This window comes from Qipengyuania sp. HL-TH1 (genome assembly GCF_036365825.1).
In the GTDB taxonomy this organism is placed as follows: domain Bacteria; phylum Pseudomonadota; class Alphaproteobacteria; order Sphingomonadales; family Sphingomonadaceae; genus Qipengyuania; species Qipengyuania profunda.
On sequence record NZ_CP142675.1, the window covers coordinates 153,671 to 178,265 of the forward strand.

At 65.2% G+C, this 24,595-nt stretch carries 18 protein-coding genes and 1 pseudogene; 10 read left to right on the forward strand and 9 right to left on the reverse strand.

Going from position 1 to position 24,595, the window contains the following annotated elements; genetic code table 11:
* Positions 1-128 precede the first annotated feature (128 nt).
* The 5 genes from VWN43_RS01425 to VWN43_RS01445 all read left to right on the forward strand — a co-directional run bounded on the left by VWN43_RS01425 (position 129) and on the right by VWN43_RS01445 (position 8,306).
* On the forward strand, positions 129-1,991 hold the full coding sequence (locus VWN43_RS01425) for a DUF294 nucleotidyltransferase-like domain-containing protein (RefSeq protein ID WP_320180960.1): 1,863 nt from the start codon (positions 129-131) through the stop codon (positions 1,989-1,991).
* Complete coding sequence (locus tag VWN43_RS01430) at positions 1,984-2,658, forward strand: exonuclease domain-containing protein (RefSeq protein ID WP_320180959.1); 675 nt, start codon at positions 1,984-1,986, stop codon at positions 2,656-2,658. The genes VWN43_RS01425 and VWN43_RS01430 overlap by 8 nt, the downstream gene beginning before the upstream one ends.
* Positions 2,659-2,774: 116 nt before the next feature.
* A complete protein-coding gene (locus VWN43_RS01435) occupies positions 2,775-3,053 on the forward strand; it encodes a DUF4212 domain-containing protein (protein WP_253519796.1) in 279 nt (92 codons plus the stop codon).
* A 10-nt stretch (positions 3,054-3,063) separates the two neighbouring features.
* Complete coding sequence (locus VWN43_RS01440; protein WP_320180958.1) at positions 3,064-4,839, forward strand: sodium:solute symporter family protein; 1,776 nt, start codon at positions 3,064-3,066, stop codon at positions 4,837-4,839.
* 101 nt (positions 4,840-4,940) lie between these two features.
* Positions 4,941-8,306: a PAS-domain containing protein gene (locus VWN43_RS01445; RefSeq protein WP_330767967.1), complete on the forward strand. Its 3,366-nt coding sequence runs from the start codon at positions 4,941-4,943 to the stop codon at positions 8,304-8,306.
* Here the strand turns inward: VWN43_RS01445 and VWN43_RS01450 are convergent.
* Positions 8,276-8,911, reverse strand: a complete 636-nt coding sequence (locus VWN43_RS01450; RefSeq protein WP_253519783.1) for a response regulator transcription factor — start codon at positions 8,909-8,911, stop codon at positions 8,276-8,278. The two genes, VWN43_RS01445 and VWN43_RS01450, sit on opposite strands and share 31 nt — an antisense overlap.
* Positions 8,912-8,916: 5 nt before the next feature.
* Positions 8,917-10,848 carry an acetate--CoA ligase gene (gene acs / locus VWN43_RS01455; RefSeq protein WP_320180953.1) on the reverse strand — a complete coding sequence of 644 codons (1,932 nt, stop codon included), beginning with the start codon at positions 10,846-10,848 and terminating at the stop codon, positions 8,917-8,919.
* A 144-nt stretch (positions 10,849-10,992) separates the two neighbouring features.
* Between acs and VWN43_RS01460 the strand changes: the two genes are divergently transcribed.
* Positions 10,993-12,381 (forward strand): DcaP family trimeric outer membrane transporter, encoded by a 1,389-nt coding sequence (locus tag VWN43_RS01460; RefSeq protein ID WP_320180952.1) that lies wholly within the window; start codon positions 10,993-10,995, stop codon positions 12,379-12,381.
* 39 nt (positions 12,382-12,420) lie between these two features.
* Here the strand turns inward: VWN43_RS01460 and VWN43_RS01465 are convergent, their stop codons facing one another.
* On the reverse strand, positions 12,421-13,398 hold the full coding sequence (locus tag VWN43_RS01465; protein WP_320180951.1) for a GAF domain-containing protein: 978 nt from the start codon (positions 13,396-13,398) through the stop codon (positions 12,421-12,423).
* A 442-nt stretch (positions 13,399-13,840) separates the two neighbouring features.
* On the opposite strand from VWN43_RS01465, the pseudogene VWN43_RS16315 reads away from it, so the two are divergent.
* The 3 genes and pseudogenes from VWN43_RS16315 to VWN43_RS01480 form a co-directional block, all read left to right on the forward strand.
* A pseudogene (locus tag VWN43_RS16315) lies at positions 13,841-14,560 on the forward strand (hypothetical protein); the annotation flags it as partial.
* A gap of 1,037 nt (positions 14,561-15,597) precedes the next feature.
* The gene (locus VWN43_RS01475) at positions 15,598-16,245 is read left to right on the forward strand and encodes a hypothetical protein (protein WP_330767968.1); all 648 of its coding nucleotides are present in this window, start codon (positions 15,598-15,600) and stop codon (positions 16,243-16,245) included.
* A 155-nt stretch (positions 16,246-16,400) separates the two neighbouring features.
* The gene (locus VWN43_RS01480; protein WP_320180948.1) at positions 16,401-17,726 is read left to right on the forward strand and encodes an alkaline phosphatase PhoX; all 1,326 of its coding nucleotides are present in this window, start codon (positions 16,401-16,403) and stop codon (positions 17,724-17,726) included.
* Between the two features lie 61 nt (positions 17,727-17,787).
* Here the strand turns inward: VWN43_RS01480 and VWN43_RS01485 are convergent, their stop codons facing one another.
* Entirely contained in the window at positions 17,788-19,641 is a 1,854-nt protein-coding gene (locus VWN43_RS01485; protein WP_320180947.1) for an ABC-F family ATP-binding cassette domain-containing protein, read from the reverse strand.
* A 91-nt stretch (positions 19,642-19,732) separates the two neighbouring features.
* Here VWN43_RS01485 and VWN43_RS01490 point away from each other — a divergent pair, with 91 nt between their 5' ends.
* Positions 19,733-19,993: a hypothetical protein gene (locus VWN43_RS01490; protein WP_320180946.1), complete on the forward strand. Its 261-nt coding sequence runs from the start codon at positions 19,733-19,735 to the stop codon at positions 19,991-19,993.
* A gap of 21 nt (positions 19,994-20,014) precedes the next feature.
* Here VWN43_RS01490 and VWN43_RS01495 read toward each other — a convergent pair whose 3' ends face one another.
* From VWN43_RS01495 to VWN43_RS01515, 5 genes are all read right to left on the reverse strand, one after another.
* Positions 20,015-21,430 carry a sigma-54-dependent transcriptional regulator gene (locus VWN43_RS01495; protein ID WP_320180945.1) on the reverse strand — a complete coding sequence of 472 codons (1,416 nt, stop codon included), beginning with the start codon at positions 21,428-21,430 and terminating at the stop codon, positions 20,015-20,017.
* A gap of 2 nt (positions 21,431-21,432) precedes the next feature.
* Complete coding sequence (locus VWN43_RS01500) at positions 21,433-21,966, reverse strand: heme NO-binding domain-containing protein (protein ID WP_320180944.1); 534 nt, start codon at positions 21,964-21,966, stop codon at positions 21,433-21,435.
* A gap of 330 nt (positions 21,967-22,296) precedes the next feature.
* On the reverse strand, positions 22,297-23,325 hold the full coding sequence (locus tag VWN43_RS01505) for a hypothetical protein (protein ID WP_320180943.1): 1,029 nt from the start codon (positions 23,323-23,325) through the stop codon (positions 22,297-22,299).
* Between the two features lie 2 nt (positions 23,326-23,327).
* Positions 23,328-24,209: a CsgG/HfaB family protein gene (locus VWN43_RS01510; RefSeq protein ID WP_320180942.1), complete on the reverse strand. Its 882-nt coding sequence runs from the start codon at positions 24,207-24,209 to the stop codon at positions 23,328-23,330.
* 4 nt (positions 24,210-24,213) lie between these two features.
* Positions 24,214-24,546, reverse strand: a complete 333-nt coding sequence (locus VWN43_RS01515) for a hypothetical protein (RefSeq protein ID WP_320180941.1) — start codon at positions 24,544-24,546, stop codon at positions 24,214-24,216.
* Between the last annotated feature and the right edge of the window lie 49 nt (positions 24,547-24,595).

Consider the following 24,595-nt stretch of genomic DNA (forward strand, 5'->3'; position numbering starts at 1 on the left):
TGGCCTCGGCAGTAGATGACCTTTCTGATCTGCTGCGAAAGCCTCCATCGTCCTGTCATGTTGCTGCTCCCGCGTGGTCAGACTAACGTCGACACGCCAAATGGCGCCAGTCGTGCTATCCTGGCTCGATGGTCAGCGAGCTGAGCGATATCCGGTCTTTTCTCGAGCACACGGCCCCGTTCGACGCACTCGACCGCGACACGCTGGTCTCTGCCGTACGCCGGGTGACGGTTCGGTACTACCGCTCCGGCGAGGAAATCCTGGCGAGCGGCGGGCACAATGAGCATCTTTATGTCGTGCGTTCGGGATCGGTCGAACTGCGGCTTGCGGGAGACGATCTGACGGCGCATCTCGATGCGGGAAGCTGCTTTGCCTTTCCCTCGCTGCTGCGCGGGGGCGAGGTGCGCAATACGACCGTCGCGCTGGAGGATACGCTCGCCTATCTCTTGCCGGGGGATTTGTTTCGCGAGCTGCGCCAGAAATCGACCGCCTTTCGCGACTTCTTTGCCGAAAACGAGAGCGCGCGCATCCGCAATGCCGTGCGCGACCTGAAGAGCAGGCACTCCAGCCTGCTCGGACAGCGCAGTATCCGGGAACTCCTCACGCATCGCCGACCGGTCTCGTGCAATCCGAATACGCTTGTTTCCGATGCCGCCACGCTGATGAGCCACCATGATGTGAGCACGCTGGCGATTTGCGCAAACGACAAGCTCGTCGGGATCTTCACCGACAAGGACCTGCGCAACCGGGTGGTCGCGACGGGGCGCAGTTTCGATACGCCTATCAGTGCCGTCATGACCCCGGCGCCATGTACGCTGCCCGAAAGTGCGAATATCTCGGAGGCCATGGCGATGATGGCCGCTGGCGGGTTTCGCCATATACCCCTGCTTGGTCCGGACGGGGAGTTGTTCGCCATCTTGAGCGCGACCGACATCCTGGCCCACCTCGGCGACAGCGCGATCGACACGGGCATGCTTGTCGCACGAGCGGCAACGCCGGAGGCGCTGGTCGCTGCGGCCGAGCGCATACCCGAGGGTTTTACGCGGATGGATGCGGGCGGCTTTCATGCCGAGCACACCATGCGCTTCACCTCCGCACTCGGCGAAGCAGTGCATCGCCGAGCGGCAGAGCTGGCGGAGGCAGAACTCGGCCCGCCGCCCGTCCCCTATGCGCTGATGGTCTTCGGTTCGCTTGCGAGGGGCGAACAATTGGTCGGGTCCGACCAGGACAATGGCCTGGTGATCGACGACCGGGTCGATGCGGCCGGCCGGGCCTATTTCGAAGCGCTGGGCACGCGCATTTCCGATACGCTGCACCAGGCGGGCTTCGTCTACTGCAATGGCGGCATCATGGCTCGCAATGCCGACCAGCGGCTGACCTTGGGTGAATGGCAATCGCGTTACGACGACTGGATCGACAATCCCGACGAGGACAAGATCCTGCGCGCGACGATCTTCTTCGACATGCGCGTGGTCCACGGCAGGCTCGAGGTGGAACGCGACTTGCGGGGCTACGTCCTCGAGAAAGTCGCGAGCAACCGCCTGTTCCTGAGCTACCTCGCGCGCGATGCGCAGCGCAGCCGCATTCCGCTCGGCATCTTCCGCAATCTCGTGCTGGAAAAAACCGCCGACGGCACCAAGGGCTTCGATGCCAAGGCACAGGCCATCCTGCCGTTGATCGCGATCGCGCGCACCTTCGCCCTGTCCGAAGGCATATCCGCGGTCGGCACGCTCGAAAGGCTCGCCGCGCTGGCCGCAGCGGGGCGGATGGCGAAGGGCGATGCGGAAAGTCTCAAGGATGCGTTTCTGCTCGTCAACGAGCTGCGGATTGCGCATCAGGCAGCGCAGCTTCGCCGGGCCAAAGCGCCGGACAATGTCATCGACCCCGCCTCGCTCTCTCCGCTCGAGCGGGACTATCTCAAGGATGCCTTCTCGGTAATTCGCGGCGGGCTGGAATCGCTCAAACGCAATTTGGCGGGCGGCATTGCGTGAGGCGCTGCGGTCGTGGCGCTTCGCGCGCGGGCTCAAAGCCTGCGCGGCCAAGGGCGATCCGCTGCTCGCGCATTATGCGCAGGCCGACTGGCCCGGTGCGGACACGCCCATCGGCGATGCATCCTTGCTCGCGCTCGATTTCGAGCTCGATGGTCTCGCAGGCAACGCGCATGTGCTGCAGGCTGGCTGGCTGACGTTTGACGCGCGCGGGATCGATCTCGGCACCGCGCGATCCTTCGACGTCAAAAGCGTTCGCAGGCTCGATGACGATGCCGTCGCGGTCCACGGGATCGGCGAACAGCGGGCGCGGGCCGGGGATAGTCTGGGCAACGTCGTGGGCGAACTGGTCGGGGCGCTCGCGGGACGCGTCATGGTCGCGCATGGTGCGTCGATCGAACGCGAGGTGATCGTCCGCGTGACCCGGGTGCACTTCGGCATCGCGCTCCCGGTCCGGTCGATCTGCACGCTGGCGCTCGAGCGCAGGCTCAATCCCAACCTCGCCGGCAGCGGGGCATATCGTCTCGCTGCAACCCGCGCGCGGTACGGCCTGCCCGCTTACAGCCAGCACGATGCGCTGTCCGATGCGCTGGCAGCCGGCGAGTTGCTGCTGGCGCAGCTCTCGCGCATGCCCACGGACACCCGCCTCGGCCGCCTGGAGGCGCTCTAGAGTCACCTCATTAGACTTTTGTCGCGCTCGCCGCGCGGGGCGGCGCGGCATAGCCTCCCTTCGCAAAGCTTCCCAATTCCTGGGCGCTTTGCACATTCGAAAGGGAGGGGGATTCCATGTCCGACGAGAACGAAACCCATCAGACCAGCGAAGCGGAGGGCGCCTACTGGCGCGACAATATCCGCCTGCTGGTCACGCTGATGGCGATCTGGTTCGCCTGTTCATTCGGGGCCGGAATCCTGTTCCGCGACTTCCTCGACCAGTTCACGGTCGGCGGATATCCGCTCGGCTTCTGGTTCGCCCAGCAGGGCTCGATCTACATCTTCATTGCGCTGATCTTCTACTACGTCGTCAAGATGAGGAAGCTCGAGCGCAAATACGATCTCGACGATTGAGGAGGGGACGATGGACACGCAAACTCTGATCTATCTCTTCGTCGGCGCCAGCTTCGCCCTGTACATCGGCATCGCCCTGTGGAGCAGGGCGGGTTCGACGAAGGAATTCTACGTCGCCGGCGGCGGGGTCAACCCGGTCGTCAACGGAATGGCGACCGCAGCCGATTGGATGAGCGCGGCAAGCTTCATCTCGATGGCCGGTCTCATCGCTTTCCTCGGCTATGACGGGTCGGTCTACCTGATGGGCTGGACCGGCGGTTACGTCATGCTGGCGCTGCTGCTGGCACCATATCTGCGCAAGTTCGGCCAGTTTACCGTGCCCGATTTCATCGGCACGCGGTATTATTCCAACGCAGCGCGCGTGGTTGCGGTGATCTGCCTGATCTTCATCAGCTTCACTTACATCGCAGGCCAGATGCGCGGCGTGGGGATCGTGTTCTCGCGCTTCCTCGACGTGGACATCACCATGGGCGTGATCATCGGGATGGGAATCGTCTTCATTTACGCCGTGCTCGGCGGGATGAAGGGCATCACCTATACGCAGGTCGCGCAATATTGCGTGCTCATCTTCGCCTATATGGTGCCGGCCTTCTTCCTCAGCTTCATGATCACCGGCAACCCGATCCCGCAATTCGGCCTGGGCAGCCAGATCAACGACGGGTCGGGGCTATACGTGCTCCAGAAACTCAATCTGGTGCTCACCGATCTCGGCTTCGGCGAATATACCGACGGGTCGAAGAGCATGGTGGATGTGTTCTGCATCACCCTGGCCCTGATGGTCGGGACCGCGGGGCTACCGCATGTGATCGTGCGCTTCTTCACGGTCCCCAAGGCGTCCGACGCCCGCAAGTCGGCTGGTTGGGCGCTGGTGTTCATCGCCCTGCTCTACACCACCGCGCCTGCGGTGGGTGCCTTCGCCCGCCTCAACTTTATCGATACGGTGAACGAGACGAGCTATTCGGAAGCACCCGGGTGGTTCAAGAACTGGGAGCGTAACGACCTGATCGCCTTCCAGGACAAGAACGGCGACGGCGTGATGCAATATCGCAGCGGCGATGCCTTCGAAGGAGCCCCCGCCTTTGGCGAAGGCACCGGACCTTCGGGCGAGCGCGTGGTCACCAACGCACCCGTCGCCGACAGTGCGAACGAGGTCTATGTCGACCGCGACATCATGGTCCTCGCCAACCCGGAAATCGGCAATTTGCCGGGCTGGGTCATCGCGCTGGTCGCTGCCGGCGGGCTCGCTGCGGCGCTCTCGACCGCAGCCGGCCTGTTGCTGGTGATCTCCAGCTCGGTCAGCCACGATCTGCTCAAGTCGACGTTCAAGCCCGACATATCGGAGAAAGGCGAACTGCGTGCGGCACGTCTCGCGGCGACCGCGGCGATCGTGGTTGCAGGCTATCTCGGCATCTACCCGCCAGGCTGGGTGGCACAGGTGGTGGCATTCGCCTTCGGCCTCGCCGCAGCCAGCCTGTTCCCCGCCATCTTCATGGGCATCTTCTCGAAACGGATGAACAAGGAAGGGGCGATTGCGGGCATGGTTACGGGTCTGGCCTTCACCTTCGGCTACATCTTCTACTTCAAGCTGGCCAATCCGGCGGCGAATGTGGCGGAGAACTGGCTGTTCGGGATTTCGCCTGAAGGGATCGGCGTAGTCGGCATGGTGCTCAACTTCGGTGTCGCGATCGCGGTCTCGAGGATGACGGCGAGCCCGCCGGTGGAGATCCGCAAGCTGGTCGATTCGATCCGCGTGCCGCGCGGCGCCGGAGACGCCCACGCACACTGACGGCCATCGGGCCGGTCGCAGGGAAGGGCGGTGCTGCCGGCGCCGCCCTTTCTTGCATGAAGCGCCAGTTGCGATAGTCTGGCACGCGGAGGGAGACAGCCATGCTGTTCGGTGCAGCGATCATCGCGGCGACGCTCTACCTGGCGCTGCTGTTCTGGATCGCCGCGCGGCAGGACCGGCTGGCCGATGCGGGACAGGTCGTCTCCGCGCGCAGGCGCGACTGGACCTACGGGCTCAGCCTTGCAGTCTATTGCACCAGCTGGACCTTCTTCGGCGGTGTGGGGTCGGCGGCGAGTTCGGGTTGGCACTACCTGCCGATCTATCTCGGCCCGGTGCTGGTCTTCACTCTCGGCTTCGGCTTGGTGCGGCGCATTCTCGCGCAGGCCAAGGCGCAGCACTCGACCTCGATCGCCGACTTCCTGTCCGCGCGTTATGGCAAGAGCGCCATCGTTGCGGCGTTGGTGACCATCTTCGCCACGATCGGGTCGCTTCCCTACATGGCGTTGCAATTGCAATCGGTCGGCGCCTCGCTGCTCGCGCTCGATCCTGAGCTCAAGGCCAGGGTTTCGGCCAATGAACTGGTGCTGCTGGTGGCAGGCAGCATGGCGCTGTTCGCCATATTGTTCGGTTCGCGCCGCGTCGGCCGGGCAGGCGACAATGCCGGACTGGTGCTCACCATTGCGGTGGAATCGGCGGTCAAGATCCTTGCACTGCTGGCGGTGGCGGCATTCGCGCTGACCATCGTCGCGGACCGGCCGGAGGTGATTGCGCCTTCGGTTTCGCCGTTTTCGGCTCGCCAGTTCGATGCGCGGTTTGCCGTGCTCACATTGATCGCGGCCTGCGCCGCGCTGTGCCTTCCGCGTCAGTTCCACATGAGCTTTGTCGAAGCGCAGACCGACCGCGCCGGCCCGCGGATGCAGTGGATCTTCCCGGCCTATCTGGTGGTCACGTCGCTGGTCATCGTGCCGATCGTGCTGGCGGGGATCGCCGTGCTTCCCGCTTCCACGCCCGCCGACCTGATCGTCATGGAACTGCCGCTCAAAAGCGGGAATGCGGTGCTCGCGCTGTTCGTCTTCATCGGCGGCTTTGCCGCCTCGACCGGCATGATCGTGGTCGCCAGCGTGGCTCTCTCGACGATGATCACCAACGATCTCGTCTCGCCGCTGGTGTTCCGGCGCGAACTCAAGGGCCGGGGTGACCGGACCCGGCTCGCAACCCGCCTGCTGATGATCCGCCGGCTCGTCATCGCCGCGCTGCTGTTTTTCGCCTACCTCGTCTATCTCGGCTTCGGCAACACGGCGAACCTTGCCGGTCTGGGGACATTGGCCTTTGCCGCCATGGCGCAGTTCGCGCCGGGCCTAGTGCTCGGCATGATCACGCGGAACGGCAACAAGGTCGGCATGGTTTGCGGCTTGCTGGCAGGTTTTGCCTGCTGGTTGGTGCTGCTCATCCTCCCGCCCGCCACGGGGCAGGTGCCGGTATTCCTCATTCATCCGGACCCACTGGTCTCGGGCGTGTTGGTGAGCCTCGGCGCCAATACGGCGGCCTTCTGGGCCGGTTCGGCGCTGGGCCGCGAGACGCTGGTCGATGCCGCGCAGGCGGCGGCCTTCGTCGGCACGGCGGCGCCGGGAGCGCGGCCCGCCTTCACCACCGCCAAGCGTATCGCCGACGTCCGCCTGCTGCTCGCCCAGTTTGTCGGCCAGAAGCGGGCGAGCGAGACGCTCGGCGCAGGTTATCGCGACAGCGATCCGGCCGATCCGCAGATCCTCGCCATGGCCGAGCGCACGATTGCGGGCGTGGTCGGCACCCCTTCGGCGCGCATGCTCATGTCGAGCTGGGCGCAAGGGGATCCCGTGCCGCTCGAGCAAGTCGTGGCCATGTTCGACGAGACCAACCGCCGGCTCTCCTTCAGCGGCGACCTGCTGCAGCTTGCCATCGAGAACATCGACCAGGGCGTCGCGCTCGTCGATCTGGACATGAACCTCGTCGCCTGGAACAGCCGTTACCAGGACATGTTCTCGCTGCCCGACGAAATGGCCAGCGTGGGCACGCCTATCGCCGACCTCATCCGCTACAATCTCGAACAGGGCGGGGTGCCCGAGGAGGAAATCGAGCTGCAGGTCGCCCGCAGGCTCGAGCATATGCGCGCCGGTCGCACGCATCGCCTCGAGCGCGAACAGCATGACGGGCGGATCATGCGCATCATCGGCAATCCGGCGCCCGGCGGCGGCTATGTCACCAGCTATAGCGATGTCACTGCCGACCGCCGCGCCGAGCAGGCGCTTGAACAGAAAGTCCTGGAGCGGACCCAGCAGCTGAGCGAAGCGAATGCCAAGCTGGAGGCGGCGACGCGTTCGAAAACCCGCTTCCTTGCCGCGGCCAGCCACGATCTCATCCAGCCGCTCAACGCCGCGCGGCTCTTCGCCTCGGCGCTGGGCGAGGAAGTGCGGGGCCGCGAACAGCTCGAAGCACTGGTCAAGGACCTCGACGGGTCGATCACCTCGGCGGACCGGTTGATCCGCACGTTGCTCGATATCTCCAAGCTCGACGGCGGCGGGATTGAGCCGAAGTACGAGCCCGTCGCGGTCGACGATGTCTTCGACGAGATTATGCGCGAGTTTTCGGTGCAGGCGGAGAACAAGGGGCTCACGTTCCGCCGGGTGGCAACAAGCGCGTGGATCCAGACCGACCGCGCGCTGCTGGCAAGCGTGGTGCGCAACCTGATGAGCAATGCGATCCGCTATACCGAGAGTGGGGACGTGCTACTCGGCGTGCGGCGGGCGGGTGCCGACATCGAGCTGTGCGTCTTCGACACCGGGCCGGGCATTGCCGGGGAGGATGTCGAACGGCTCTTCGGCGAGTTCCAGCGTGGGCGTACGCCCGACCGCGAGGGTCTTGGCCTGGGCCTCGCCATCGTGCGGCGCATCACTGCGCTGCTCGCGATCGAAGTCGTGACGCGCTCGGTCCCCGGGCGCGGAAGCAGCTTCTCGGTCCGCCTGCCGGTTCTGCGCTGGGGCGCCCGCATCGAACCGGAGCGTCGGCGTCGCAAGGCGTCGACGCTTGCGAATGCGCGCATCCTCGTGGTCGACAACGATCCGGCTGCTCTCAGCGCGACCGCCGCGCTGCTCGACCGTTGGCAGCTCGATGTAACCTGTGCTTCGGGCGAGGCAGAAGCGCTCGCACTCGCGCCGACCGCGCCCGACGTGGTTGTCGTGGATTTTCGCCTCGATGACGACGCGCGCGGCGACGGTGTTTACGAGGTCCTGTGTGCCGCTTGGGGCACCCGCCCGCCGGCGATCCTGCTTACCGCCGAAGCGAGCGAGGAAACCGAGGCCGCCGCGGCGCGCATGGGCGCGAACCGGCTGTTGAAACCCTCATCGCCAGCCGCGCTGCGGGCGCTGTTTTCGGATTGCGTGGCGCGCAGCACGCCTGAAAATCAGGCCGAGGTCGGGGCCGCTACGTCCTGAGCCACGTCCAGCTTGGCAGCCAGCAGGACCGCCTGCGTACGGTTCACCACGCCCAGCTTGCGGAAGATCGCGGTGATGTGCGCCTTTACCGTCGCCTCGCTGATGTCGAGTTCATAGGCGATCTGTTTGTTCAAAAGCCCTTCGCTTAACTGGCCGAGTATCCGGCGCTGCGCGGGCGTGAGATTGGCAATCCGGGCGAGGTCGTCGTCGGTGGTGCCGTCGCTTTCGGGAAACCAGTCGTCGCCTTCGCGCACGCATGACAGTGCCTCGCGCATGAGTTCGAGGCTAGCCGACTTGGGAATGAAGGCCGCCGCGCCCAGCTGGCTTGCCGCATCATACACGCGTGGTTCCTCGCTCGCCGAGATGATCGCGACGGGAAGCGCGGGGAAGTCCTGGCGGAAGTCCATCAGGGCGCTCAGCCCGTTCGAATCCTCCATGTGGAGGTCCAGCAGCAGGACTTCGGCGCCCTGTTCCAGCTCGCGCCGGGCCTCGGTCGCGCTCGACGTTTCGACGATCTCGGCCCCGGGCCACACCTTGGCTACCGCGTGGCTCAGCGCCGTGCGGAACAGGGGGTGGTCGTCGGCGATGATGATGCGACTTGCCATCTCGATCAGCGGTTCTGCCTTCCTTCGATCAGGCGATCAACCAGGCTTGGGTCGGCCAGCGTCGATGTATCGCCGAGCGAGCCGTAATCGTTCTCCGCAATCTTGCGCAGGATGCGGCGCATGATCTTGCCCGAACGCGTCTTGGGCAGGCCGTCGGAGAACTGGATATGGTCGGGCGAGGCGATCGGGCCGATCTCCGTGCGGACATGGCTGCGCAGCTCGGTGTGCAGTTCGTCCGAACCCGCCTCGCCCGCGTTGAGCGTGACGTAGCAATAGATGCCCTGTCCCTTGATGTCGTGCGGGTATCCGACCACCGCGGCCTCTGCGACCTTGGCATGGCTGACCAGCGCGCTTTCGACTTCGGCGGTGCCCATGCGGTGGCCCGAGACATTGATGACGTCGTCGACGCGGCCCGTGATCCAGTAATAGCCGTCCTCGTCGCGGCGGCAGCCGTCTCCGGTGAAATATTTGCCGCGGTAGGTGCTGAAATAGGTCTGCTCGAAGCGTTCGTGATCGCCATAGACCGTGCGCGCCTGGCCGGGCCAGCTATGCGTGATGCACAAATTGCCCTCGGCCGCGCCGTCGAGCACCGCGCCCTCATGGTCGACCAATTGCGGCCGAACGCCGAAGAACGGCTTGCCCGCGCTGCCCGGCTTCATGTCGTGGGCAGACGGCAGGGTGGTGATCATCACGCCGCCGGTTTCGGTCTGCCACCAGGTATCGACGATGGAACAGCGCTTTTTGCCGACGACATCGAAGTACCAGCGCCAGGCTTCCGGGTTGATCGGCTCGCCCACCGTGCCGAGCAAGCGCAACGAGGAACGGTCGTGGCGGGTCACGAAATCGTCGCCCTCGCGCATCAATGCGCGAATGGCGGTGGGCGCGGTGTAGAGAATATTGACCTTGTGCCTGTCGACCACTTCCCAGAAGCGGCCGTGGTCCGGATAGCTCGGCACCCCTTCGAAAACGACCTGCGTGGCGCCGTTCAGCAGCGGGCCGTAGGCGATGTAGCTGTGGCCGGTAATCCAGCCGATGTCGGCGGTGCACCAGAACACTTCGCCGGGTCGGTAATCGAAGACATAGGCGAAGGTCGTCGCGGTCCACACTCCGTAGCCGCCGCTCGTGTGCACGACGCCCTTGGGCTTGCCGGTCGAACCCGAGGTATAGAGGATGAACAGCGGGTCTTCGGCATCCATCGGCTCGCACGGGCAGTCGGCACCGCTGGCGACCTCGTGATACCAGTGATCGCGGCCTGCGGTCATCGGAATGTCCGCGCCCGTATGGCGCACCACCAGCATGCCGTCGATCGGAGTATCGTGGTCGGGCTCGGCGATCGCTGCATCGACATTCGCCTTGAGCGGTACGCGCTTGCCGCCGCGCAGGCCTTCGTCGGCGGTGATCACGAAGCGGCTGCCACACCCTTCGATCCGTCCGGCCAGCGCTTCGGGCGAGAACCCCCCGAAGACCACCGAGTGGACCGCGCCGATGCGAGCACAGGCCAGCAGGGCCAGGACCCCTTCGACGATCATCGGCATGTAGATGGTAACGCGGTCGCCGCGTGTTACTCCGATCGCCTTGAGCGCGTTGGCCATGGCAACGACTTCCGCGTGGACCTGGCGATAGGTCAGCGTGCGGCCGTCGCCTTGCGGGTCGTCGGGTTCGAAGATGATCGCCATATCGTCACCGCGCCGATCCAGATGGCGGTCGACCGCATTGTGGCACAGGTTCAGTTTCCCATCGGCGAACCAGGCGATCTCCACCGGGTCGTAGGACCATTCTCCCGCCCTGGACGGCTCGTGGAACCAGTCCAGCCGCTTTGCCTGTTCGAGCCAGAAGCCGTCGCCGTCCTCGATCGACCGATCATACAGGCTGTCGAACTGTTCGAGCGTGCACCGGCTTGCTTCGGCGTTGCCAAGGCGGCGGACAACATCGAGCATGGACTATCTCCCTTGTCTGCCGACCCGGATAGCAGTTCCGGCACCATACGCGCTGTCAGACCAAGGTCTTACGACCATCTGCCGATTTATCTGTCCGGCCCGATGCGCGCATCATCCCCCTGATAATATCTGAGGGAGGCAAACATGGGTGGCAGCGCATTCGGAAAATTCATCCGCGCAGGACTTCTTGCCGGGACCTGCCTTGTGGCGGCACCGGTGGCGGCACAGGACGAGGATGTCGAGGCGCGGCTGGACCGGCTCGAACGGCTGGTCACACAGCTGGTCGAGCGGCTCGACGCCAAGGACGGCGAACTGGATGCCCGGCAGGCCGAAACCGTTATCCAGACGCAGCAGGCGCTGGCCGAAACCCGTGATCTTCATGAGCGCCAGGAAGCACTCGCGGCGCAGATCGACGAATCGCAGAAGCAGGACGGCAAGGGCTTCCGGGTCGGCAACACGCGGGTCTCCTACGCCGGCTATGTGAAGCTCGATGCGATCACCCAGCGCACCAGTGCCGGGCAGGTGGGCTCAAGCAGTATCGTGCGCGATTTCCTCATCCCCGGCGCCATTCCGGTGGGCGGGGAGGCATCGGGCTGGGACACCGATTTCAATGCCCGCCAGAGCCGCCTCGTGTTCAAGACCGCGACCGATGTCGGGGGCGAGCATACGCTCGGCTCGCAGATCGAGCTCGACTTCATGGTCACCCCGGATGGCGATGAGCGGATTTCGAACAGCTACCAGCCGCGCCTGCGGCAAGCGTTCATCACTTATGACAATTGGCTGTTCGGCCAGGCATGGTCGACCTTCCAGAATGTCGGCGCACTGCCGGACAGCTTGGACTTCATCGGGACTACGCCGGGCACGGTGTTCGTCCGCCAGCCGATGATCCGCTATACCGCCGGCGGCTTCATGCTGGCGGCGGAGCAGCCCGAAACAACCGTGACCGCGAGCAATGGCGCGCGCGTGCTGCCCGGCGACGACACCATTCCCGACATAGTGGCGCGCTACAATTTCAGCGGCGACTGGGGCTCTCTTACCGCGGCGGGCATTCTCAGGAACCTGCGTGTCACCGACGATGATTTCGGGACGGGTTCGGACAGCGCGCTGGGCTATGGCTTGAGCGTCTCGGGCAAGGTCCAGCTGGGAGAGCGCGACGATTTCCGGTTCATGGGTACGGCAGGCGACGGGCTGGGGCGCTACATCGGCCTCAACATCGTCAACGATGCCGCGGTCGATGCCAATGGCGATCTCGACCCGATCTTCACCTATTCGGGCTTTGGCGCCTTTCGCCACCAATGGTCGGACCAGCTGCGTTCGAGTGTCGCGGGGTCCTATTTCAAGGCCGACAACCCGGTCCTGCTGACCTCGGGCGCAGTCACCGACGAAAGCTGGAACGTATTGGCAAACCTCATCTACTCGCCCGTGCGTCCGATCGATATCGGGATCGAGTACATGTATGCCGAGCGGACCACCGAAGACGGCCAGTCGGGCAATCTCCAGAAGGTCCAGGTCTCGACCAAATATTCGTTCTGAGGGGTATCCGCCTGCTAGACTTCCTACTTCCGCTCCTGGTCACGCGCCCAGGCGGCGGCGCAGTTCGGCGGTCGAGGGGCGGGAGACCGGGACCGGCGCGGGGCAGCCCTTGACGAGCAATTCCAGATCCTGACCACCCGCGCGCCGCCGCAGGAGGTCGACCAGCCGGATATTCACGAGCGCCGAACGATGGACTCGCAGGAAATCCTGGTCGGGCAGGACCGACTGCCACCAGCGCAGCGGGCGGTCGTCGGTCAGCTGCGCACCGTCCCGCAGGCCGACCAGCGACCCGTCCCGGTCGGCGCGAACGGAGGCGATCGACGCAACCGGAACGCCGCGGGCCGACCTGCCCGATTTGAGATAGATCGGAACCGAGAATTCCTCGTCCTTCGGCTTGCGTCTGGGGGCGCCTTCGGTGTTCGCCACGCCCATCAATGCGGCGATCTGGATCAGCGCATGGACCTCGTCGATCGTCCAGCGACGCCGGCTGCGCGCGGCATCGAGCCCGATACACGCGATCAGCCGCCCGTCATCATTATGGACCGGGACGGTCAGCGTGCTCTGGATCTGCTGGTGCCTGAATTCGACCTGCAGGCTGCGCAGGCTGCGCGGCAGCATCGCGACATCATTGATCGCGACACTGCGCCCCTCGCGCAGCGGGGCGAGGATCTCCCCCATCATGGTGACCGGCACATTCTGCAGATCCGCCACATGGGACGACACACCATCGCGGCACCATTCGTTCGAATTGCGCAGCAGCGTGACATCGTCATTGAACCGCATCACCCACGTCCGATCGGCCCTGGCGGCCTCGCCGATATATTCGAGGACCTGCGGAACCGCTTCCTCGAACGGAAGCGACAGCAGCAGCCGCGCGGCAATAACCGCCCAACACGGCGGATCGAGATATTCGGGCAATTCGGCAAGCTGCCAGATGTCCACCTCGCTGCCGAACCGCCGAGGCCCCCCTTCGAGCTCGATCAGGTTTTCACTCCATTCAGATGCCATGCTTGCCATTCACCGGAATCCCTCTTGCCTCAAATGGTCCGAAATTGCTGAATTCGCACCGCACTATTTAGCCGCTTGGCCCTGTTTTCAAAGGTTTCGGGGATTGGGGAAGATGACGTAAACGAGGGGGCAGAAACTGCGCGCCGCGCTGTTGGTCGGCGCCGTCGTTGCGTGTGCCAGCCGGTGCCGGTTCGCGTAGCGCGCCGGGACTGCGGGCCCCGGCAACAGGCAGCCCCGCCTGCACCAATGTCACCGTCACCGCCGGCCAACTGGCGCGGCGACGAGGTGCGTTCCCAAGCGCTTGTCCATGCCCGGAAGCGGTCCCAGCCGCTGCCGACCGATTGCTTGACTATTTCGGAGGGGAAAATTCATGTCTATTTCAACAAAGGCGCTTCGGCGCAGCCTGTTCGTCGCGACCAGCGTCGGCGCGATCGCCATCTCCAGTCCGGCCATGGCCGAAACCTGTTTTCTCGACAGGAACGACAATGGCACCATCGATACGGCGACCGACGATGACGGCGACGCATCAGCCGATGGCTTGACGAACCTGGCCTGCGGCTTTGACGCTAGGGCGGCCGGCGGGGGCAGCACCGCTACGGGAGGGCAGAGCGCCGCTACGGGCTTGCTCAGCACAGCGACGGGCGCTCTCGCTACCGCCAATGGTACAGACTCCACCGCCACAGGTGTTAGGAGCGTTGCAAGTAATTTGGGTACCACCGCCACCGGGGGGAACAGCGAAGCCACCGGCTTGGTAAGCACTGCGACCGGGAGTAATAGCACGGCGTCTGGCGTAGCCAGCACTGCGACCGGCGCGGACAGTTATGCGGCGGGCGAAGACGCCACGGCGACCGGGTCGAACAGCTTCGCCAACGGTGAGCGAAGCACTGCGACCGGGGCGAACAGTTATGCGGCGGGCGACGACACCACGGCGACCGGGTCGAACAGCACGGCCAGTGGCATGAACAGCACCGCCACCGGCACCTTTGCGACAGCGAGCGGTGACCGCTCGATCGCCATCGGGAGCGATGGTACCGCCAGCGATTTTGTCGGCGCGTTGGCGTCGGCCACCGATGCCATCGCAATCGGGAATGATGCGCTGGCCGATTTTACCAGTGCCATTGCCGTGGGTGCGCGCGCGCAGGCCAGTGCGGCCGATGCGGTTGCGCTGGGCACGGGCTCGGTCGCCGACCGGGCCGATACGGTCTCTGTCGGAAGCACCGGCAGCGAGCGGCAGATCGTCAACCTTGCCGCCGGAACGCAGGCGACCGATGCGGTCAACAAGGGCCAGCTCGACAGCGTGGCGACAGCGGCCGCCGCGGCACAGACGACGGCCAATACCGCAGTGACCAATGCGGCGGCTGCCCAGGCTACCGGGGATGCCGCGCTCGCGGATGCCGCCACCGCGCAGACTGCGGCGGAAGCGGCGCAGGCGACCGCCGACAGCGCGGTGACCGCTGCCGCTTCGGCCCAAGCCACGGGGAATACGGCGCTTGCCGATGCGGCGACCGCCCAAACGACTGCTGAAACGGCGCAGGCGACTGCCGACAGTGCGGTGACGAGTGCCGCGACAGCGCAGACGACCGCCGATACGGCGCTCACCAATGCCGCTACCGCGCAAGGGACGGCGGATACAGCGCTGGCCAATGCGGCGACCGCGCAGGGGACTGCAAACACCGCCCTGGCCAATGCCGCGACGGCGCAGACCACGGCCGACACCGCCCGCGCCGAAGCGGCAACCGCGCAGGATCGCGCCGATGCCGCTTTCGACAATGCGGCCACCGCGCAGAGCATCGCCGACACGGCGCGCGCCGAAGCCCGCGCGGCCCAGCGGGCTGCCGACGAAGCGGGTTCGGGTGCGACAGCGGCCCAGGCGCGGGCCGATGCCGCCTTCGAGAATGCGGTCGATGCGCAGGCAACCGCCAATCTGGCGCGCTCCGAGGCGCAGCAGGCACAGTCCGATGCCAATACCGCCCTGGCCCGCGCCGAGGCGAACAGTGCCGAGCTGGCGTTCTTCGACACCAACAGCACCGGCCCGGCGGCGTCCGCCACCGGCACCGATGCGCTTGCCATGGGTCCGGCAGCCTCGCCAGCGGCGACCGCTCGGTGGCGATCGGGTCGAATGCCCAGGCCATCGACGGCCAGGCGGTCTCGATCGGGGCGGGCAATATCGCGTCGGGCAATGGCGCCGTGGCCATCGGCGATCCCAATGTGGCGACGGGGACCGGCGCAGTGGCGCTGGGCGCGGATAACACCGCGACCGGCACCGGCGCGGTTGCCATCGGCAATCTGAACAGCGCGGTGGGCAATGGCGCGATCGCGCTGGGCAACGCAGCCTCCGCCAATGGCGCGGGCGCGGTCGCGATCGGCAATGGCGCGATTGCGACGATGGACGGACAGGTGGCCCTGGGCGGCAGCGACAGTACCTATACTTTCGCCGGGCTGAATTCGGCCGAAAGCGCTGCCCGCCAGTCCGGGCCGGTGTCGCTGGTGACCACCGATGCCGCGGGCAATTTGGGCGTCAGCACGCTCGATATCGGCTTGCTGCAAAGCGCGGCCGGGCGGATCGGTTCGCTCGAAGGGCGGGTCGATACGCTGTTCGACCTGGCCGCCGTCGAGCGGCGCGAGACCAACCGCGGGATCGCCGCAGCGGTGGCGCTGACCCCGGCGCCGATGCCGTCCGAAGTCGGCCGGGTCAGCTATGCGGCCAACGCCTCGGTCTATCGCGGAGAGCTGGGTCTGGGCGCATCGGTGGCGGCGCGGGTCAATTCGGACACGCCGCTCGCGGTCACGATGGGCGTTTCCTACAGCGGCGGCAAGAATACCGCGGCGCGGGTCGGCGTGGCGGGCGAGTTCTGATCGCTTGACCTCGGGGAGGGGCGGGCGTCTTGGGGTCGGCGAAATGCCGGTCTCAAGACGCTTGCCACCGAACTGTCGCTAATCCAGCATATGGGGCCGGGCACGGGCTCCGCACCAGCGCAGCGTGTTGCCCGGGGCTTGCGAGGAGAAGCGAAGTGCAGATCAATCGTCGAGGATTCATGGGCGCGACCGGCGCGGCCTTCAGCGGATTGCTGCTGAACGGGTGCGCGGGCCGGACCGGCTCGGCGATGACGGCACCCGCCGCTTTTGCAGATTACGGACCGCTGGTACCCGATCCGGCGGGAATGCTCGACCTGCCCCGCGGGTTTACCTACCGGCTGCTGTCGAGCCTGGGCGATGCCATGGCCGATGGCGGGGCGGTACCCGACAAGGCGGATGGCATGGGCTGCCTGCCGCTTGGCGGCGATGAGATCGTCCTTATCCGCAACCATGAACTCGTCCCGGGTGATGATGCGGGCGGCCCGCTCGTCCATGGCTATGGCTCGCGCAACGGATCGATCGTTCCCGGCGGCACGACCAATCTGGTGCTCGATGCGCGCACGCTCGAAGTGAAGCGCGAATTCCGCACGCTGGCGGGCACGATCCGCAATTGTTCGGGGGGCATTACCCCATGGGGCAGCTGGCTGACCTGCGAGGAAGCGCCGACCGGCCCGGGACAGCGCTATGGCGACGGGCTCGCGCTCGATCATGGCTGGGTGTTCGAAGTCCCGGCAGCTGCGACGGGGCTGGTTGACGCGGTGCCGCTGAAGGCGATGGGCCGGTTCAACCACGAAGCCGCCTGCGTCGATCCGGCAACAGGTGTCATCTACCTGACCGAGGATCGCGGCGACAGCGTGCTTTATCGGTTTGTTCCCAAGACGCCCGGACGTCTGCACGACGGCGGACAGCTGCAGGCCATGGTTGTCGATGGCCTTGCGGATACGCGCAATTGGTCGGCGCCCGATATGCCCGTCGGTGCGAGCTATCCGGTGCGCTGGATCGATTGCGACGATGTCGAAGCGCCCGCGGATGATTTGCGCCACCGCTCGGCCGCGCGCGGCGCCGCGCTGATCGCCCGGGGCGAGGGTATCCACATGGGCATGGATGAACTGTTCATCTGCTCGACCAATGGCGGGCAGCGCAAGCTCGGCCAGATCTTCAAGCTCGTCCCGGGGCGGGGCGGAAGCCATGACATGATCGAACTGTTCTTCGAGAGCGAGAGCGAGGACCAGCTCAATTATGGCGACAACCTCACCGTCGGCCCCAATGGCCACCTGATCGTCTGCGAAGACCAGTATACCGATGTCGTGGACAACCATTTGCGCGGCATCACGCCCGATGGCCGGGCCTATACGTTCGGCAGCCTGCGGATGCAGACCGAACTAGCTGGCGGGTGTTTCTCGCCCGACGGCAAATGGTTCTTCGTCAACGCCTATTCGCCCACCCGCACGCTGGCGATCACGGGCCCCTGGGCCGTCTGAGCGGGCTGCTCAGCGGTAGCGAAGAGGGCTGAGAGACTGTTGTCGGGACCGCAACGGCAACCTAACCGCGTTCCGCAGCCTCTAGCGCGGCACCGGCGGCCAGCCATTTCTCCTCGGTCGCGGCCAGCGTATCGGCGGCCTCGGCGCGAGCGGTGAGCAGGTCCTGCATCTTCGCGCCGTCCTGCGTGTGGTCGAGGATCAGCCGGTCGAGCTTTTCCAACTCGGCGGTGAGCCGCGCCATCGCCTCTTCCGACTTGGTCAGGTCCGCCTTGGCCGAGCGGGCCTGCGCCGCCGTGTCCGCGCTATTGGACCCGCGTTTCTTGCCTGCCCCGCCGCGCCGGTTTTCCTTCGGTTTGCGGCCGAGGACGAAGTCGATGTAATCCTGCATGCTGCCGGCATATTCGCGCGCCGTGCCTTCATCGACCAGCACCAGCCGGTCGGCGGTCAGTTCGACCATGTGGCGATCATGGCTGATCAGGATGACCGCGCCGGAATAGTCGTTGAGCGCCTGGATCAGCGCCTCGCGCGCATCGACATCGAGATGGTTGGTCGGTTCGTCGAGGATCAGGAGGTGCGGCGCATCGCGCGTGATCAGCGCCAGTGCCAGCCGCGCCCGTTCCCCGCCGGACAATTTGTCCACGCGGGTCTGCGCGCGCGAACCTGAAAAGCCGAAGCGGCCCAACTGCGCGCGTACTGCGCCCTGCGCCGCGCCTTCCATCGCGCGGTTCATGAGGTCGAGCGGCGTGTCTTCGCCGGCCAGTTCCTCGACCTGATACTGCGTGAAATAGCCCACTTTCAGCCGCCCGGGCGCGCTGACCTCGCCCTCTGCGGGCGCAAGTTGCGATGCGAGGAGCCGCGCCAGCGTCGTCTTGCCATTGCCGTTGCGGCCAAGCAGCGCGATCCGGTCGTCCGCCTCGATGCGGAAATTGAGCCGCCGCAGGATGGGCGGCGCTTCGCCATAGCCCACTGCCGCCTGCTCGAGCGTGATCATCGGCGAACGCAGCTCTTCGGGATCGGGAAAGTCGAAGCTCAGCGAGGGGTCTTCCATCAGCGCCGCGATCGGCTGCATCCGCGCCAGCATCTTGGCGCGCGATTGCGCCTGCTTGGCGGTGGAGGCACGCGCGCTGTTGCGGGCGACGTAATCCTGCAGCCGGGCGCGCTGCGCATCCTGTGAGGCCTTTGCCGCCGCCAGTTGCGCGGCGCGTTCGGCGCGCTGCTTCTCGAACGCATCGTAGCCACCCGAATACAGCGTCAGCTGGCCGCCCTGCAGGTGCAGGATGTGATCGACCACCTTGTTCAGCAGGTCGCGCTCATGGCTGATGACCACCAAAGTCGCGGGATAGGAGCGGAGGAAATTCTCGAGCCACAGCGTCGCTTCCAGATCAAGGTGGTTCGACGGTTCGTCGAGCAGCAGGATTTCCGGCTCGGAAAACAGCAGCGCGCCCAGCGCGATGCGCATCTTCCACCCGCCGGAAAAGCTTTCGACCGGGCGCTGCTGCATCTCTTCGTCGAAGCCCAGACCGTTGAGGATCTTGGCCGCGCGGGCAGGCGCGCTGTAGGCATCGATCGCCAGCAGGCGGTCATGCACATCGCCCATCCGGTCCATGTCGGTGCAGGTTTCCAGCTCGGCCAGCAGTTCGGCGCGTTCGGTGGCCGACGCCAGCACGACTTCCTCGGGTGTCATCGTGCCGCTGGGCGCTTCCTGCGCGATATAGCCGATCCGCGCGCGCGACGGTTTGGTGATGTCCCCGTCATCGGGTTCGATCTCGCCGATCAGCGCCTTCATCAGCGTCGACTTGCCCGCGCCATTGCGGCCGATCAGCCCGACGCGTGCGCCGACCGGCACCGTCGCACTGGCGCGTTCGAGAATGGTCCGGCCGCCAAGCCGCACTGTGACACCGTCGATGGTAAGCATGCGCGGCCCCTTAACAGCCAATTGCGCTGTGCCCAAAGGAAATAGGGGGCGGAGAGTATGCAGCCCGCGCCCGGTGCGCTAGCGCGGGAAAATGGAGATGCAGGATCTGTTGCAGCGCTATTTCGGAACACCCGATCTGGCCAAGGTCGACCCGGTCGCATTGCCCGCCGGGATCGATCGCATGCGCGTCGATTTCGGGCTCGAGCGCGACAGCGGCCGACGCTTTGCGCTGTGGACGCTACTCTACATGCTCGACGCCGCTCCCGATCTGGATGTCGCGTTCGAGGACCCGGCCGAGCGCGAGGCGGCGCGCAATATCATGGATATGATCGCCAGCGCCTCACCACCCTGACGCGGGGATCAGGCGATGCGCCTAGCCGGATTGGACGCGCTGCTTTTCCAGTTTCCGGTAGATCGTCGACGGGTTGACCGCCAATTCCTTGGCGGCGCGGGTGACATTGCCGCCGTGTCGCTTGAGTGCCGCCTCGATCGCGAGGTGCTCGATCTGGGCCAGGGTCATGCCCTCGAAGGCCAGTTCGGTGTGCGGGATGACGGGTGACGGCGCGGGCGTGCCCGAAGGCTCGGTAAAGGCAGGCTTGAACGAGGGGGGCGGCAAGGTTTCGGGCATCGCAGCCGGGCCGCTGGGAATCGAGATCTCGATCTGATCGCCTTCGCCGATCACCACCGACCGCCGCAGGGCGTTCTGCAGCTCGCGCACATTGCCCGGCCAGGAATGGGCGCGGATTTTCGCCCGGCTCGCCGCGCTGAGCTGGAGCCCGGGGCGGCGTTCTTCCTGCGCGATCGATTCGGTCAGCCGGTCGGCCAGTAGGACGATGTCGTCGCCGCGATCTCGGAGCGGAGGCAGGTGGATCGGGATGACATTGAGGCGATAGAGCAGGTCTTCGCGAAAGCGCCCCTCGGCGACTTCGCGCAAGGGATCGCGATTGGTGGCGCAGACTATGCGCACATCGACGGGTTCGGCTTGGGCCGATCCGACCCGCTGGATCATCCCCGTCTGGATGAACCGTAGCAATTTGACCTGGAGCTTGAGCTCCATCTCGCAAATCTCGTCGAGGAACAGCGTTCCGCCATCCGCAGCCTTGGCCGCGCCGATCCGGTTCTCGATCGCTCCGGTGAAGGCGCCTTTGACATGGCCGAACAGCTCGCTCTCGAGCAGGTTTTCGGGAATGGCACCGCAATTGATCGCGACGAAAGCCTTGTTCCGGCGGCGCGATTCCGCGTGCAGCGCCTCGGCGGTCACTTCCTTGCCCGTCCCGCTTTCGCCGGTGACGAAGACGCTCGCGCGCGAATCGGCGACCTGTTCGATCGTGCGGAACACGGCGCGCATGACGGGCGACTGGCCGATAAAGCCATGGAAGCGTGTGCCGTCCTCGACCGGCTTGATGACGGCCTTTGCCGGTGCGGTTTTCGATTGTTCGACCGCGGCCCGGATCGTCGCCAGCAGGCGGGTCCCCGCAACCGGCTTGACGAGGAAATCGAAGGCGCCGAGCCGCATGGCGGCGATCGCGCGCGACAGCGAACCATCGGCAGTGATGACGACAAAGGCGGGTGACGTCTCGTCGCGTTGCTCGAGCAGCGAGAGACCATCCCCGTCGGGCAGTTGCAGATCGAGCAGTGCAGCCGAAAACCGCGTGTTCGCCAGCGCATCGCGCGCTTCGGCAAGTGTGGCGGCAAGCGCCACTTCGTACCCCGCCTCTTCCAATTGGGCGGCAAAGCCGAGGGCGAGCGAGGCGCTGTCCTCGATGATCAGAATGGCGGGTTTCGACATAATTATCCCGTCAGTGCGAATTCGGCGCGCGAGCCATCGTCATTTGCGCCCACCCAGTTGAGCGCGCGGTGGTCGCCGAAATGGTTCATTGCGCCGGCCACCAGCCCATGGGCGATATGCGCAAAGGGGCGGTGCGAGGCATATTCCACGCGCAATACGTCGCCTTCGTCATGGACGGTAACCTGCGGCGGCTGCGCATCGGGATAGAGGATCCTGACCTCTTCGTGGATGTGATCCCCGACATGCGACAGCAGTTCCTCTGCGCTGGCATAGCGGCCGACGATATCGCCATAGAGCACGGTGAAACGCTCGAAGAGAAAGGCGCCGAACTGGTGGCACAGATCGGCAAATTCGGCCCCCGTCTCGCGCGAGGCGGCTTCGACCACGCGGACGGCTTCCTGCCACGGATATTGGCCGACGCGGGTATAGGCACCGCCATGCGGGAGGCCGGCATCGGCCAACACCTTCTCGGCGAGTTCCGGCCCGCCGGCGCGATCGAGAAAACCGACCAGTTCCGAAAAGATAATGCCTTTCACCGTAATCTCCGAATGCTGTGCTGCGATGTGAGTGCATCGATGCAAAGGCTGTGCCGGAATGAGGACAGGCGTATCGGGCGATGACGGCGTCATGATTGCCGTAATATGCAGCATTCCCTTGCAATTTGCAAAAGTCACTCTCGCATATTGCAACGATGTTTTGGCGATCTGGCTGTTCTGGAGGGTTCGCGATGCAGCACATCGCTTGATCCTCGCGGCGCTTTGCGCTTTGGCGGGCGCCGAGTGCATGACAGCCTCTTGGCTGACCGGGTAATCCGAAAGATTTGGTGGCCCGCACTGCGCTTGCAGTGCGGACCACCCGGGGGGAAGCTATTCGACGTTGATGCTGACACTGTTGCCGATAGCGGCCGCGGTCGCGGCGGCGTTCGTGCTGGCCGCAATGTTGGCAGTGACCTTGGCGATCTGACCGGCACCGTTCCACTGGTTCAGGGAGCTGGAAACATTGCCGGCAATACCGCTGTCGAGGCTGGTCAGGGCGTAGCTGTTGCCGATCGACGCCGCAGTCGCGGTGTAATCGACGGTGGATGCTATCATGCCCGTCAGATCGGCGATCATCGTGCCGGAATTGCTCTGGGTTGCGGTCAGCTTGCTGCCGCCGGGCATTTCCACGGCCAGGGAATTGCCGATCGATGCTGCCGTGCTCGTGGCCTCGGCGACCATGTTCTGGATGGTAACCAGATTCGAAGTCTGACCGCCAAGATTGTTCTGATCGATCGCCAGGTCGAGGAGCGCGCCGTCGGCGTTGAACGATCCGGTGTTCCCGATCGAAGCGGCGGTGTCGGTCACTTCGCTGACGGCGTTATAGACGGTCGCAACCGAACTGGTGCCGTAGCCTTGGTTGATCTGGGCCAGATCCGCCACGACATTCGCAGCCGCATCGAGCGCATAGCTGTTGCCGATGCTCGCCGCGGTTGCATTCACGCTGGCAACCGAGTTTGCCGTAGCGCTGAGGATTGAATCCTGAGTGGCGGAATTGGACTGGTCCGTGACATAATCGGCGGTCCGGGCCGTGGTGCCGACGAGACTTTCGAACGCGCTGACCAGTTCCGGGCCGCCAAGCGTCTCGAGGGCAGTCAGGATCGATCCGTCGAGCAGCTGGAAGTTGGTCCCGCCGGTCGAGCCTTCGAGCAGGCCGAGATAGACGTCGAGCAGCTCGCCGCCGCCAACTTCGACGACGGCATCGAGAACCGACTGGTCACCGAGGAGCGCGCCCGTCGAAAGATCGACATCGACTGCAACCAGCGGGTCGGGTTCGGTCGGCAGCGAGACTTGTGCGGTTGCAGGGGCTGCGGCCATGGCGAGCAGGCCCGCCGTAGTCATCAGGTAAAACTTCGTCATTTTCAGTCTCCTTCAAATTGAGTTTGCGGGCTCGCCGCTTGTTCTACGGCGTAGCTCACCGATTGAACGTTGGTTGGACAGCGGGGCGCGTCGGCGCCCCTTTGTTCGCGCATCAGGTCAATCACCGCCTTTTCGATGATCGCCCTGATCGCTCCATGCACCGGCTCCTGGCGGCGGCGTCCGACGCCGAGATCCAGGGTGGTATTGCCGATGAATTCGAAGATTCCGGCGCGGATTTCGCGGCCGCGGATTTGCTTTTGCAGGCTGGCGACGTTGACGACCCGCAGGCTGCGCGCATCGATCAGGCGGAGGTCCACACCGACCGACATGACATAGGAACGGGCTCCGCCGCCCACCGGCCCGATCGAGGCTTCGGCCACGTCGCTGCGAATATTGAAATCCAGTTCGGTGATGCCGCCCAGGACAATCAGATCGGCTTCCGCGATTGACCCCGAATAAATCCGGCGATAGTCGTCGGTCGGCTGGCCGTCCGGGCCGAGCAGCTTGCTGTTGGCGTAATCGAGTTCCTGCAAGGCAATCCGCAGATCCAGTCTCTCGGCAAGCGGGAAGCCTGCCTTGGCCAGCGCGGAAATCACCATGAGCGCTGCCCCTTGGGGAGCGACCGAGCCGTTCAGCCCGTCAAGCCGCCCGGTGTAATCGGCAACTTCGCCCACTGCGATCCGCGGCTGTGCGATGGCGCTTGTGTGCGAAGCCATGCAGCGCAGAATGCCCGAATAGGCGGTGTCCCCATCGGTAACGCGCGCGCCGCTGAGGGGCGTGATCCGCTGGGGCGGCGTGTCGGCAAAGCTTGCGCATCCCCCCAGGGTCAGGCCGGTCGCTGCCAGAGCGATAGCCCGATGAACGAGTTTCTTTCCCCCGATCATAACCTTACCCTCCCTGTCCGAGCGAGGCAGGGCTGGCCGCGACAACGGCCTTCTGATTGCCCGAGCTGGCTTGACGCGCGTTCACGACAACCGTGTTGTTACTGCCGTGAACCGTGACGTTGACCATGTTGGCGATCGCAATCGCGCGGCTATCCTGGCGATGCCGCCGAGCGGGATTGGCCATCAGCCTGCTACCCTGTGAGGCGGAGCCCGAGATGATGACGCGGTTGTGGTTGGCATCGCGCTCGAAGGACATCGGAGCGCTCTGCGGGCGGCCGGTGTCGGATGCCTGCGCGCCTGCCAGAGCTGCTGCGTTTGCGAGAACTAGAAAAAGCATGTGTTGTCCCCATTCGAAGTGTTCGGGACTTTGCTTTTCACGACCCGTG